Consider the following 13,376-nt stretch of genomic DNA (forward strand, 5'->3'; position numbering starts at 1 on the left):
GTCAGTCTTCGCCGGCGTCGGTGTCGCGCCGGTAGCCGTTCTGCCGGGGGCAGATGTGCCCGGCCGGGTCGAGCGGCTCGGCGCACAGCGGACACGGCTTGCGGCCGGCGTTGACGACGCGGTCGGCGCGCTCGGCGAAGGCCCGCGCGGCGGCCGGGGTGAGGAAGACGCGGACGGCGTCCGGGCCCTCTTCGGTGTCGTCCAGCACGACCGTTTCGTCGACCTCGCCCTCGGTGATGGCGAGCAGCTCGATGACGACGGCGCTGCTGTCGGCGTCCCAGCCGAGGCCCATGGTGCCGACGCGGAACTCCTCCTCGACCGGCACCGTGAGCGGCTCGAGGTCGACGAGGTCGTCGGGCGCGTCGTCGGGCACGTCGGCACCGAAGCGGCTCGCCACCTCCTCGAGCAGCGAGCCGAGGCGTTCCGCGAGGACGACGACCTGCTGTTTTTCGATGGAGACGCTGATCGTCCGCACTTCCTCCGAGGCCTGGAGGTAGAAGGTGCGGTCGCCGGGCTCGCCGACGGTGCCGGCGACGAAGCGATCCGGCTGGCGGAAGACGTGGATTACGCGAGACATAGCACCAACGACCCTAGGCCACCGGCGCATGATCGGCATCCGCCGCCCCTCGTTCCCGGGCCGCTAGCCTCTGGGGGTGTCTCCGATCTCCCCGTACGGAACGTGGTCCTCGCCCATCACCGCCGCCGAGGTGGCCGCCGCCGGCGGCGGCCCGCAGTGGCTCGACGTCGTCGGCGAAGAAGTGTGGTGGGCCGAAGCAAGGCCTGGTGAGCAGGGTCGCGTGGCCCTCGTGCGCGCGGTGCCGGGCGGTGGGACCGAGGACGTGCTCCCGGCGCCGTGGAACGTCCGCAACCGGCTGCACGAGTACGGCGGGAGGCCGTGGGTGGCCGTCGGCGGTGTGGTGGTGTTCACGCACTGGGCCGACCAGCGGGTGTACGCCCAGCGGCCCGAAGGTGTGGTGGCGCTCACTCCGGAGCCCGCGCGGCCCCAGGCCGTCCGTTACGGCGACCTCGGACCGGGCCGGCCCGGTGAGGTCTGGGCGGTGCGCGAGCGCAGTGTCGGCGAGCGCCCGGCCGACATCGAACGCGAACTGGTCGCGATCGCGGTGGCCGACGGCGCCGAGCGGGTGCTGGGCGCGAGCCACCACTTCCTGACCGCGGCGAAGCTGTCCCCGGACGGGCGGCACGCGGCGTGGTTCGGCTGGGACCACCCGGCGATGCCGTGGGACGGCACCGAGCTGTGCGTCGCGCCCGTGGGCGAAGACGGGACGTTCGGGCCGCACCGGGTGGTCGCGGGCGGCGCGGACGTGTCCGTCTGCCAGGTCGAGTGGGAGTCGGCGGACACGCTGCTGGCGCTGCTGGACCCGGACGGCTGGTGGAACCTGCACCGCGTCGGCCTCGACGGGACGCTGACCAACCTCGCGCCGGTGGAGCAGGAGCTGGGCGGGCCGCTCTGGAAGCCGGGTGCGCGGTGGTTCGTGCCGCTGGGCGGCGGCCGGCACGCGGTGCTGGCGTCGAGCCGGCTGGCCGTGCTGGACGAGGCGGCCGGGTCGGTGACGACCGTGGCTCACCAGCTGACGGCGTGGTCGAGCACCGGGCTCGCCGCCTACGACGACGGCGTCGCCGGGATCGCGGCCGGGCCGATCCGCGAGGCCGGCGTTGTGCACTACGCGATCGACGCGGACCTGCTCACCGACCTGACCGAGCAGCCGGAGCTGGCGGTGGCCCACGTGCCGGTGCCGGACGAGCGGGTCTTCACGACGACCGGCGGCGAGACCGTGCCGGTGGTGCTCTACCCGCCGTCCAACCCGGAGTTCATCGCGCCCGAGGGCGCGGTGCCGCCGCTGCTGGTGCACGTCCACGGCGGCCCGACCGGGCAGCACCTGCCGGTGCTGGACCTGGAGATCGCGTACTTCACCAGCCGCGGGTTCGCCGTCGCGGCCGTCAACTACGGCGGCTCGACCGGCTTCGGCCGCGCTTACCGGGAGCGGCTGCGTGAGCAGTGGGGTGTCGTCGACGTCGCCGACTGCGTCGCGGTGGCCGAGGCGCTGGTGGCGGCCGGGCTGGCCGACGGCGAGCGGCTGGCGGTCCGGGGCGGCAGCGCCGGCGGGTTCACCGCGGCGGCGTCGCTCACCACGACGAAGACCTACCGCGCGGGGACCGTGATGTACCCGATCGTGGACCTCGCCGGGTGGACCGGCGACGGCGGCGAGACGCACGACTTCGAGTCGCGGTACCTGGAGGGCCTGGTCGGGTCGCTGCCCGCGCACCGGCAGCGCTACGTGGACCGGTCGCCGCTGGCGAACGCCGGGGCGCTGGCCGGGCCGGTGCTGTTCCAGCAGGGCCTGGAGGACCGGATCTGCCCGCCGGAGCAGGCGGACCGGTTCGTCGCCGGCCTGGCCGGGCGCGGGATCCCGTACGCCTACCAGCGGTTCCCCGGTGAGCAGCACGGGTTCCGCCGCGCGGAGACGATCGTCGCGGCGCTGGAGGCCGAATTGTCCTTCTACGGCCAGGTGTTCGGGTTCGAGGCGCCGGGTGTGCCGCGGCTGGAGCTGTCGCGATGAGGCCACCGCGGTTGCGGGCGGGCGACACGCTCGCCCTGGTGGCGCCGGCCGGGCCGGTGCCGGCGGACCTGCTGGAGAAGGCGCTGCCGGTGCTGCGCGGCTGGGGTGTCGAGCTGCGGATCGGGCCGTGCGTGCGCGCGTCGGCGGGGTCGCCGCCGTACCTGTCCGGTTCGGACGCCGCGCGGGCGGCGGAGTTCACCGAGGCGTGGTGCGACCCGGGGGTGCGGTGCGTGCTGGCCGCGCGCGGTGGGTACGGCGTGCAGCGGATGCTGGACCTGGTCGACTGGACGGCGTTGCGCGCGGCGGGGCCGAAGGTGCTGGCCGGGTCGAGTGACGTCACGGCGTTGCACCGGGCGGTGGATGTCCACTTGGGACTGTCCAGTTTGTTCTCCCCGATGCCGGCGAGCGTGCTGTTCGACGACGTCGCGGTGGAGCACCTGCGGCGCGCGTTGTTCGAGCCGGAGCGCAATCTCGTCGTGCGGGGCACCGCGGCTTCGACCCTGGTGCCGGGCCGCGCGTCGGGGACGCTCGTAGGCGGGAACCTGTCGTTGCTGGCGGGCGGCATCGGCACGCCGGAGCACGGGTCGGCGCGCGACGCGGTCGTGCTGCTGGAAGACGTCACCGAGAGCGTCTACCGGCTGGACCGGATGCTGACGCAGCTGCTGCGCAGCGGCTGGTTCACCGGCGTCCGCGGGATCGTGCTGGGCTCGTGGGCGGCGTGCGGCGCACCGGCGGACGTCGAGGCGCTGCTGCTGGAGCGGCTGGGGCCGCTGGGGGTGCCGATGGTGGGCGAGTTCGGGTTCGGGCACGTGGCGTCGTCGCCGACGTTGCCGCTGGGTGTGCCGGTGACCCTGGACGCGGACCTGGGGACGCTGACGTTCGACGCCCCGGCGCTGACATGAGGCTGCCTCCTTCGGAAGCCCGCACTCGCTTCGCGGCTTCGCGAGTCGCGCGGCTCGCGACGGCGTCGGCGGCCGGGGTGCCGCACCTGGTCCCGGTGACGTTCGCGGTGCACGGCGACCGGATCGTCTTCGCGGTGGACCACAAGCCGAAGTCGACGACGGCACTACGTCGGCTGGCGAACATCGCGGAGAACCCGTCGGTGAGCTTCCTGACCGACGGCTACGACGAGGACTGGTCACGCCTGTGGTGGACCCGCGCGGACGGCGTGGCGAGGGTCCTCACCGACGCGGACCGCGCCGAGCCGATCTCGTGGCTGGAGGCGAAGTACGAGCAGTACGCGGAGCGTCCGCCAGAGCACGCGGTGGTCTCGACCCTGGTCCACACCTGGCGCGGCTGGGCCGGGTCGTGAGTGTTTAGGAGGGTTCTAACCCTCCTAAACACTCACGACAAGCCGCGGCAGACCCGGTACAGCGACGGTATTCGGTCGCCTAGTCGCGGATGAACTTCTCCGGGCGGCGCCAGGCGTCGATGAGCCCGAGCGGGTCCGGGCGCAGCAGGGACGCCGCCGAGTAGAGGCTCGCCACGACGACCAGGGCGATGAACCACCAGTCGTACAGGGCCTGCTCGCCCGTCGGGTAGTAGACCAGCGTCACGAACACCACGACCGCGACCACGACCGCGAGGTGGCGGGGCTGCCACTTGAACGCCGACAGCAGCACGAAACCCCAGGTCAAGTACCACGGCAGGGTCGGCGGCATGAGGATCGCCACCGCCAGCAGCGAGATGCCGGCGCGGTAGACGGCCTCGTGGCCGCCGCCGCGGGCCAGCCACCACTGGCGGACGCCGAAGGCGACCAGCAGGAGCATGCCCGCCGCGCGGGCGACCGTGACGAACGGCGAGACCTGGACGTCCACCACCAGGTGCACGAGGTTGTAGAAGACCTCGCCGATGCCGGTGGGGATGTTGAGCCAGTTCGCGATGAGCTGCGGGGCCTTGAGACCGGACCACCAGCCGAGGTTGAGCGACCCCAGCGAGATCCACGTGCCGGCGACGAACACCGGCAGGAACAGCCCGACCGAGGCGGCGCCGGCGCGCAGGAAGTTGCGGACCTTCGACTCGCCCGCCATGTGGTTGGCCCACATCCAGACGATGAACGGCAGCGCGATCGCCGCGGTCGGCTTGATCAGCATGCCGATCGTGACCAGGACGACCGCGAGGACGTGCTTGCGTTCCAGGGCGGCGAGGACGCCGATGGTGAGGAACGCGAGCATCATCAGGTCGTTGTGCGGGCCGCCGAAGAGGTGGATGACCATCATCGGGCTGGCCACCGCGAGCCACAGCGCGACCGGGAGCTTGCCGCCGAGGTGCTTGACCAGCCGCGGCAGCGCCCACAGCGTGCCGGCCAGGCCGACCAGCAGGACCAGGCGCATCAGGATGACGCCGAGGATCATGTTGTCGCCGGAGACGGCGACGACGCCCTTGGAGATCAGCAGGAACAGCGGCCCGTACGGCGCCGGGGTGGTCTGCCAGAGCGGGTGGACGTTCTGCACCACGTTCGGCAGCACGTCGAGCTCGGCGGGCCCGTTGGCGTACGGGTCGAGGCCGTAGAGCAGCTGGGCGCCCTGGCCGAGGTAGGAGAAGACGTCGCGGGTGAACAGCGGCGGCGAGATGAGCAGCGGCGCCATCCAGCAGCCGGCGGCGACCAGGATCGGGCGGCTGCCGACGCGGCCCTGCAGGACGTAGCGGCCGAGCCGGACCCACGCCCACACCACGAGGCCGAAGCCGGTGTAGAGGACGGCGTTGGCGAGCATGCGCCCGTGGCCGTAGCGGATCCACGAGAGCGGGCCGTGGCCGAGCACGGGGTCCTTGATCAGGATGCCGCCGGCGCCGAAGGCGGCGAGCATGAGCAGCGTGCTGCCGACGGTGCCCATCGCGATCGTGCGGTACGGGAATCGCGAGGGCACGAGGAGTCGCTCGGCCAGTCCGGTCGAGGACGTCTGCGCGGGGTCGGTGGTGGTCGCCATTTCCGTTCGGAGGTTACACACCTGGCCGAGGTGACCTTTCCGCAGTGCCGGGTTTCGGTGGGACGAGCCCGGCACCGCGGTTTCAGGCCTGCGCGGTCCGGCGCTGGGCGGTGCCGCCGGGCAGGGCGGCCAGCAGGGATTTCGTGTACTCGTGGTGCGGGTCGAGCAGGACCTGTTCGACGGTCCCGGTTTCGACGAGCTCGCCGCGGTACATCACGGCGACGCGGTCGGCGATGTTCCAGGCCAGCCCGAGGTCGTGGGTGATCACCAGGCCGGCCAGGCCGAGCTCGCGGCGCAGCCGCAGCAGCAGCCCGAGGATCTCGCCGCGGACGGACGCGTCCAGCGACGCGACCGGCTCGTCGGCCACCACCACGGACGGTTCCAGCGCCAGGGCCCCGGCGATCACGACGCGCTGGCGCTGGCCGCCGGAGAGCTCGTGCGGGAGCCGGTCGGCGTACTTCTCCGCGGGCCGCAGTTCGGCGGCCTCCAGGGCCCGGTGCACGACCGCGCGCTCGTCGCGCAGGCCGTGGATCCGGGGCCCCTCGGCGACGGCCTCGTAGACGGTGTGGGCCGGGTTGAGCGCGCTGGTCGGGTCCTGCAGCACGAGCTGGACCTGGCGGCGGTAGGCCTTGAGCCCGGACCCGCCTGACGGCACCGGCTTGCCGGCGTAGCGGACCACGCCGGAGTCGGGTTTCTGCAGGCCGAGCAGGGTGCGGGCGAGCGTCGTCTTGCCGGAGCCGGACTGCCCGACCAGTGCGACGATCTCGTCGCGCGACACCGTGAGGTCGACGCCGGCGACGGCGTCGATCCGCTTGCCGGTGCGGTCGCGGAAGGACACCCGCAGGTTCTCCGCGGCCAGCAGCGGCTCGCCGCCGGCCGCGCGTGACGCCGGTTCGGGCGGCAGCGGCGTGCTGGTGGCGGGGGCGAACCGGGACACCGGGTCGCCGACGGTCGGGAACGCCGCGGCCAGCGCCTGGCTGTGCGGGTGCCGCGGGTCGGACATCAGCTCGGCGCTGGGGCGTTCCTCGACGATCTCGCCGTCGTACATCACGGCGATGCGCTCGCAGGTGGCGGCGAGCACGGACAGGTCGTGGCTGATCATGATCAGCCCGATGTCCTGTTCGGCGACCAGGCGCGAGAGCAGGGCGAGGACCTGGGCCTGGACGATGACGTCCAGCGCCGTGGTGGGCTCGTCGGCGATGATCAGCCGGGGCGAGCAGGCCAGGGCCATCGCGATCATGACGCGTTGCTTCTGCCCGCCGGAGAGCTCATGCGGGTAGGCGCCGGCGCGGCCCGGGGGCAGGTCGACCTGGGTGAGCAGGTCGGCGACGCGGGCGTCGATCTCGGCGTCGGACAGCATCTTGCCGTCGGTCGGGTGCAGCCGCAGCGGCTCGGCGATCTGCTCACCGATCTTGCGGACGGGGTTGAGCGCGTGCATGGCGCCCTGGAAGACCACGGACGCCTCGGCCCAGCGGACCGCGCGCAGCCGGCCCCACTTCATGGCGGTGACGTCTTCGCCGTCGAGGAGGATCTCGCCGCTGATCTTGGCCGTGCGCGGCAGGAGGCGCAGGACGCTCATCGCGACCGTGGACTTGCCGGAGCCGGACTCCCCCGCCACGCCGAGCGTGCCGCCGGGATCGAGGGTGAGGTCGACCCCGCGCACGGCGGGGATGTCGCCGCCGGCCGTCTCGTAGGTGACGGTGAGGTCCTTGAGCTGCAGCAGCGGGGTCACTTCTTCAACCTCGGGTTGAGCACGGTCTCCAGTCCCCGGCCGACCAGGGTGAAGCAGAGCACGACGAGCACGATGGCGATGCCCGGCGGGAGCAGGTTCCACCAGGCGCCGCGGGTGACGGCGCCGTTGTTGAGGGCGGTTTCCAGCATCGCGCCCCAGGAGACGGCGTTCGGGTCGCCGACGCCGAGGAAGGCCAGGGTGGCGTCGGCGATGACGGCGTTGCCGACGACCAGGGTCGTGTTGGCCAGCACGAGCGGCGCGACGCCGGGCAGGACGTGCTTGCCGACGACGTGCAGGTGGCCCCCGCCCAGGGCCCGGGCGCGCTCGATGTAGGGCCGGCTCTCGATGGTCAGCGTCTGGGCGCGGACCAGCCGCGCGGTGCCGGGCCAGGAGGTCAGGCCGATCGCGACGATGACCGTGGTGACGCCTTGGGGCAGCACGGCCGAGAGGGCGATGGCCAGCACCAGTGAGGGCAGGACCAGGAAGAAGTCGGTGAACCGCAGCAGGATCGTCGAGACCCAGCCGCCGAAGTGGGCGGCGGTGATGCCGATGAGCGTGCCGATCAGCACGGACAGCACCGTCGCGGAGAACCCGACGAGCAGCGAGATCCGGGCGCCCCAGAGCGTCATGAGCAGCACGGACCGGCCGTCGATGTCGGTGCCGAGCCAGTACTGGCCACTCGGCGGGCGCAGCGCGCCGCCATCGGCCTTGGTGACGTCGAGGCCGCCCTCGTCGCTGATCACCGGCAGCAGCAGCGCCATCACGACCGTGACGGCGAGCAGGATCAACCCGGTGAGCGCGCCCTTCTGGGCGGCGAACTCGGTCCAGGTGCGCGCCGCGGACTGGCGACGCCGCCGCCAGGCGATCGCCCGCGGCGATTCGATGGACTCGGTGGTCATGAGGTGCGCACCCTCGGGTCGAGCACGCGGTAGAGCAGCTCCGCGAGCAGGTTCATCAGCACGACGGCGCCGGCGAGGACGACGAAGACCCCTTGCAGCACCGGCAGGTCCGGGCCGTGCAGGGCCTGGTAGGTCAGCTGCCCGAGGCCCGGCCAGCTGAACACCGCCTCGACCGACACGGCGCCGGCGACGACCGCGCCGAACTGCATGAACACCAGCGTCGTGGTGGGCAGCAGCGCGTTCGGCACGGCGTGGCGACGGCGGACCAGGTCGTCCTTCAGCCCCTTGGCGCGGGCCGTGGTCAGGTAGTCGGCGTTCATCTCCCCCAGCAGCGACGACCGCATGATCAGCATGTACTGGGCGTAGAACACCGCCAGCAGCGTCACGCACGGCAGCACCAGGTGGTGCAGGACGTCGAGGGTCTGGGAGAAGACGTCCGGTGCCGCATCCGGGGAGTGCATGCCGCGGCTGGGGAACAGGCCGTTGGTCGCGACCAGCAGGATCAGGCCGAGCCAGAACTGCGGGACCGACCACAGCGTGAGCGCGATGCCGGTCTGGGTGCGGTCGAACACGCTGTCGCGGCGCCAGGCCGCACGCGTGCCCAGCCACAACCCGAGCGCGATGGCGAGCACGGTCGCGCTGCCGACCAGCAGGATCGTCGGCCAGAGGCGTTCGCCGATCATGTCGGCGACCGGGCGCTGCTCCAGGTAGGACGTACCGAAGTCGCCGTGCAGCAGCTTCCACAGGTAGTCGCCGAACTGCTGGAACACGGGCCGGTCGACGCCGAGGCGCTCCCGGATCTCCGCGATCTGCTTCGGGTCGGTCGGCCGGTCGCGGATCATCGTGGCGACCGGGTCGCCGGGCAGCATCCGGAACAGGAAGAAGAACAGCACGATCACCAGCAGGATGCTGACGAGCGCTTCGACGACCTTCTTGAGGACGAACCGGGCGGTGCCGGTCCCGCCGCGGCGCTCGTCGGGGTCGACGAGCGCCGCGGCTTGTTCGGGGGCGGTCATGCGCTACTCGCGGTCTTCGGACGTCTTGTTGCGGCGGCTGATGATGACGAGCCCGCCGGCCACGATCACCACGACGATGACGCCGACGACGATCCACACGACCGTGCCGCTGTCCCCGGAGTCGGCCGAGGCCTCGGTGCCGGCCGGGGTGGCTCCGTAGACGCCCCAGTAGCCGGACTGCTCGAGGATCGCGCCCTCGGGCTGCGGCTGCTTGGCGAAGCCGGAGAACTTGTCCGAGCGGTACGCCTCGAGCGCGTTCTGGTAGTCGAGCACGACGTTGACGGCCTGGCCGGCCAGGCGGGCCTGGGCCTGCTTCACCGTGGCCGCACGCTGCGTGTCGTCGGTCTCGGTGAGCTGCTTGGCGCGCAGCGCGTCGAACTCGGGGTCGCAGAAGAACGTGTCGGTCGTGGCGCCCTTGCCCTGGGCGTTCGGCCGGGCCGCGCAGGTGTGCAGCTGCAGCGCGGAGTCCGGGTCCGGGTTGGTCGCGTAGCCGGAGATCGCCAGGTCGTAGTTGCCGGCCGTGGTGCGGTCGTTGAGCTCGTCGTCGGAGACGAGCTCCTGCTTGACCGTGATGCCGATGTCCTTGAGCCAGCCGGAGACGTACTGCGCGAGCCGCTGGTCGTAGGGCCGGTTCGCGTGCCCGGTCAGCCGCAGTTCCAGCTTCGCGCCGCCGGGCGCGGCGCGGACGCCGTCGGCACCCTTGACGTACCCGGCCTGGTCGAGCGCGGTGTTGGCGCCGGCGATGTCGAACCCGACCTTGTCGGCGCCGGAGGGCTCCCAGTGGTAGGCCTGGTAGATCGGCGGGACGATGCCGGTGCCGAGCTGGGCGTGGCCGCCGGCGACCCGGTCGACGATCGTCTGCTTGTCGATGGCCTGCACGATCGCCTTGCGCAGCCGGATGTCCTTGAGGACCGGGTTGCCGTTGCCGATCGGCTGGTTCTGGTTGTTCTGGACGCCGAAGTTGAGGTTGATCTCGTCGTAGCGGCGGCTCGGGGCGGCGTTGGTCGTGATGTTCGGCTGGCCGTTGAGCGAGTCGAACTGGGTCGGGGTGAGCCGGTTGATGACGTCGACCTCGCCCTGGCGCAGCGCGTTCACCGCGGCCTCGGCGTCCTTGAAGATGAGCAGCTGCAGTTCGTCGACCTTCGGCGCGGTGCGCCAGTAGTCCTTGTTGGCCTTGAACTTGACGTACTCGTTCTGCTTGTACTCGGTGAGCTGGTAGGGCCCGTCGCTGACGCCCACGACCGAGATGTCGTCGGTCTTGGGGTCGTTGAGGTCCTTGATCGGCGCCCAGATGTGCTCCGGGACGATCGGGACGTCGAGCAGGTTCATGTCCGACTGCACGGTCTTGGTCTTGATGACCAGCGTGGTGTCGTCGGGCGCGGTGACCGTGTCGAAGTTGGTCACGTAGCTGCCGTTGGCGGTGCGGGCGTTCTCGTCGGTCAGCATCCGGTTGAACGTGAACGCGGCGTCCTTGGCCGTGACCGGCTGCCCGTCACTCCACTTGGCGCCGGAGCGGATCTTGTACGTCCAGGTCAGCTTGTCCGCCGACGGCGTCCACGACTCGGCGAGCGCGGGCGAGGCCTGCGCGGTCTCGGCCGAGGGGATGGTGAGGAACTCGTAGATGAACCGGCCCACCTGGGTGGACGCCGCGAGTGACGCGGTGAACGGGTTCAGGTGGTCGATACCCGTGGTCAGCGCGACCCGCAGCACCTTGCCCTGCTGCGCCTGCGCCGGCGCGGCGAGCGGGATCGCCCCCAGTGTCGCGACGGCGACGATCGCCGCCACGCGGCCGAACCGGCCGGGTCTGCGTTGGAAATGCACCAAAAACCACCCCATCGTTCTCGCTGTGAGCCTCCCCAAGGACGAGAAGTAACCACATACCCGGACAACCGCGCAATATGTTGCCACCTCGGCAGGTGTCCGATCGTTATCGACCGGACAAAGTTCACGCTGCGTGACATTCGGAAGGCGGGATTCGGTGCTCGCGGGTCGCGCGGGCTGGTTAGAGTGCCCCGCATGCGCATCATGATCTCGGCGGACATGGAGGGCGCCACCGGCGTCACCTGGACCGACGACGTCGTGCCCGGTTCGCCGCAGTGGGACCGCTTCCGGCGGCTGTTCACCGGCGACGTCAACGCGGTGCTGGCCGGGCTGTTCGACGCCGGGGCCGGCGACGTCCTGGTGAACGAGGCGCATTCCTCGCAGCGGAACCTGCTGCTGGAGGACCTCGACCCGCGGGCGCGGCTGCTGACCGGGCGGCACAAGCCGCTGTCGATGATGCAGGGCGCCGACTCCGGTGTGGACGGTGTCGTCTTCCTGGGCTACCACGCCGGTGCCGGGTTCGACGGGGTGCTTTCCCACACGTACCTGGAGAACCAGATCACCGGGGTGTGGCTGGACGACGTCCCGGCGAGCGAGGGCCGGTTGAACGCGGCGATGGCCGCGGAGTACGGCGTGCCCGTCCTGCTCGTTTCGGGTGACGACGAAACATGCGAAGACGCGCGTGATTACGCACCGGACGCGGAGCTGGTCCAGGTGAAGGAGTGCGTCAGCCGGTACGCGGCGATCTGCCTGCCGCCCGCGCGCACGGCGGAGCTGCTGACGACCGCGGCCGCCGACGCGATGGCGCAGGCCGGTCGCCTGGAGCGGCGGGTCGGGCCGCACCGGATCGAGGTCGAGTTCGACGCGAGCCACCTGGCCCAGGCCACCGCGGTGATCCCGACGGTGGAGCAGATCGGCGTCCGGCGCGTCGGGTTCGACGCGGTGACGATGACCGAGGCGATGAAGGCGTTCAAGGTCGTGACGGCGATCGCGGCGGGGGCGGTGCAGGGCATCTATGGCTGACGTGGCCGACGTTGTCGGGATCTGCGCGGACCTGATCCGGTTCGACACCACCAACCGCGGTGGGGGTGACGCTTCGCCGGAGCGGCCGGCGGCGGAGTACGTGGCCGCGTTCCTGGACGGGCTCGGCATCCCGTCGAAGATCTTCGAGGCCGCGCCGGGCCGGGCCAGTGTGATCGCGCGCGTCGCGGGCACCGACCCGTCGCTGCCCGCCCTGCTGGTGCAGGGCCACCTGGACGTCGTCCCGGCGGACGCCGCGGACTGGTCGGTGCCACCGTTCTCCGGCGAGGTCCGCGACGGCTACCTGTGGGGCCGCGGCGCGACCGACATGAAGGACTTCGTCGCGATGGTGCTGGCCGCGCTGGCCGGCGGCGCGCGGCCGCGGCGTGACGTCGTGCTGGCGTTCGTCGCCGACGAGGAGGACCGCGGCGACTACGGCGCGCACTGGCTGGTCGCGGCGCACCCGGAGCTGTTCGAGGGCTGTGCGGCGGCGATCAGCGAGTCGGGCGGCTACACCTACCACGTGCCCGCCGCCGACGGCCGGATCGTGCACCTGTACCCGGTCGGGACGGCCGAGCGCGGCACGGCGCACCTGCGCCTCACCGCCCGCGGCCGCGCCGGGCACGGGTCGCGGCCCAACGACGAGAACGCCGTCACCCGGTTGGTGGACGCGTTGCACCGGATCGCGGCGCACCAGTGGCCGGTGTCGCTGACCCCGACGGTGCAGGCGTTCCTGGAGCGGACCGGCGCGGCTTTGGGCATTCCGGTGGACCTGTCCGATGTGGACGCCACGGTGGCGGCCCTGGGTCCGGCGGGCGGGCTGGTGGTGCCGACGGTCCGCAACAGCACGACCCCGACGATGCTGGACGCGGGCTACAAGGTGAACGTGATCCCGACGACGGCGACCGCCCAGGTCGACGTCCGGGTGCTGCCGGGCACCGAGGACGCGCTGTTCGCGGAGCTGGACGAGCTGCTCGGCGAAGGCGTCACGCGGGAGTTCGTCGCGCACCAGCCGCCGGTGCAGGCCCCGGTGGACTCGCCGTGGTTCGCGTCGATGGCCGCGGCTTTGCAGGCCGAAGACCCCGAGGCGGTGGTGGTGCCGTACTGCATGGGCGGTGGCACCGACGCGAAGGCGTTCGCCCAGCTCGGGATCGTGAACTACGGCTTCGCGCCGCTCTGGCTGCCGGCGGGGTTCCCGTACCGGGCGATGGCGCACGGGGTGGACGAGCGGGTCCCGGTGGAGGGCCTGCACTTCGGGACGCGGGTGCTGTCCCGGTTCCTGGAGAGCTGCTAGACGTCCCGAACCTCCGACGCGCGCCTCCGCCTCCGCGCTGTGCCGCAGGGGTCGTGAGTGTTTAGGAGGGTTAGAACCCTCCTAAACA

The 13,376-nt window shown here is 71.9% G+C and carries 11 protein-coding genes; 5 read left to right on the plus strand and 6 right to left on the minus strand.

What is annotated here, in order from left to right; genetic code table 11:
* Window position 1: 1 nt before the first annotated feature.
* Window positions 2-577, minus strand: a complete 576-nt coding sequence (locus OHS58_RS13235; RefSeq protein ID WP_326949580.1) for a DUF3090 domain-containing protein — start codon at window positions 575-577, stop codon at window positions 2-4.
* Window positions 578-653: 76 nt separating this feature from the next.
* Here OHS58_RS13235 and OHS58_RS13240 point away from each other — a divergent pair, with 76 nt between their 5' ends.
* From OHS58_RS13240 to OHS58_RS13250, 3 genes are read left to right on the plus strand one after another with little or no spacing between them, the layout of a single operon-like run.
* Window positions 654-2,579 carry a prolyl oligopeptidase family serine peptidase gene (locus OHS58_RS13240; protein WP_328648406.1) on the plus strand — a complete coding sequence of 642 codons (1,926 nt, stop codon included), beginning with the start codon at window positions 654-656 and terminating at the stop codon, window positions 2,577-2,579.
* Window positions 2,576-3,481, plus strand: coding sequence for a S66 peptidase family protein (locus OHS58_RS13245; protein ID WP_326953324.1), 906 nt, complete (start codon window positions 2,576-2,578; stop codon window positions 3,479-3,481). Before OHS58_RS13240 ends, OHS58_RS13245 begins: the two co-directional genes overlap by 4 nt.
* Window positions 3,478-3,891, plus strand: a complete 414-nt coding sequence (locus OHS58_RS13250) for a TIGR03668 family PPOX class F420-dependent oxidoreductase (RefSeq protein WP_328648407.1) — start codon at window positions 3,478-3,480, stop codon at window positions 3,889-3,891. The genes OHS58_RS13245 and OHS58_RS13250 overlap by 4 nt, the downstream gene beginning before the upstream one ends.
* A gap of 79 nt (window positions 3,892-3,970) precedes the next feature.
* Here OHS58_RS13250 and mptB read toward each other — a convergent pair whose 3' ends face one another.
* The 5 genes from mptB to OHS58_RS13275 form a co-directional block, all read right to left on the minus strand.
* Window positions 3,971-5,506, minus strand: coding sequence for a polyprenol phosphomannose-dependent alpha 1,6 mannosyltransferase MptB (mptB, locus tag OHS58_RS13255; RefSeq protein WP_247051740.1), 1,536 nt, complete (start codon window positions 5,504-5,506; stop codon window positions 3,971-3,973).
* Window positions 5,507-5,588: 82 nt separating this feature from the next.
* On the minus strand, window positions 5,589-7,238 hold the full coding sequence (locus OHS58_RS13260) for an ABC transporter ATP-binding protein (protein WP_326949575.1): 1,650 nt from the start codon (window positions 7,236-7,238) through the stop codon (window positions 5,589-5,591).
* Entirely contained in the window at window positions 7,235-8,137 is a 903-nt protein-coding gene (locus OHS58_RS13265) for an ABC transporter permease (protein ID WP_326949574.1), read from the minus strand. Before OHS58_RS13265 ends, OHS58_RS13260 begins: the two co-directional genes overlap by 4 nt.
* Window positions 8,134-9,153 carry an ABC transporter permease gene (locus OHS58_RS13270; RefSeq protein WP_326949573.1) on the minus strand — a complete coding sequence of 340 codons (1,020 nt, stop codon included), beginning with the start codon at window positions 9,151-9,153 and terminating at the stop codon, window positions 8,134-8,136. Before OHS58_RS13270 ends, OHS58_RS13265 begins: the two co-directional genes overlap by 4 nt.
* 3 nt (window positions 9,154-9,156) lie before the next feature.
* A complete protein-coding gene (locus OHS58_RS13275; protein WP_328648408.1) occupies window positions 9,157-10,989 on the minus strand; it encodes an ABC transporter substrate-binding protein in 1,833 nt (610 codons plus the stop codon).
* A 180-nt stretch (window positions 10,990-11,169) separates the two neighbouring features.
* Between OHS58_RS13275 and OHS58_RS13280 the strand changes: the two genes are divergently transcribed.
* Together OHS58_RS13280 and OHS58_RS13285 are read left to right on the plus strand one after the other, a co-directional pair.
* Window positions 11,170-11,997, plus strand: coding sequence for a M55 family metallopeptidase (locus OHS58_RS13280; RefSeq protein WP_328648409.1), 828 nt, complete (start codon window positions 11,170-11,172; stop codon window positions 11,995-11,997).
* The gene (locus OHS58_RS13285; protein ID WP_328648410.1) at window positions 11,990-13,288 is read left to right on the plus strand and encodes a M20/M25/M40 family metallo-hydrolase; all 1,299 of its coding nucleotides are present in this window, start codon (window positions 11,990-11,992) and stop codon (window positions 13,286-13,288) included. Before OHS58_RS13280 ends, OHS58_RS13285 begins: the two co-directional genes overlap by 8 nt.
* Window positions 13,289-13,376: the final 88 nt, after the last annotated feature.

It is taken from the genome of Amycolatopsis sp. NBC_00348, assembly GCF_036114655.1.
Taxonomy (GTDB): Bacteria; Actinomycetota; Actinomycetes; order Mycobacteriales; family Pseudonocardiaceae; genus Amycolatopsis.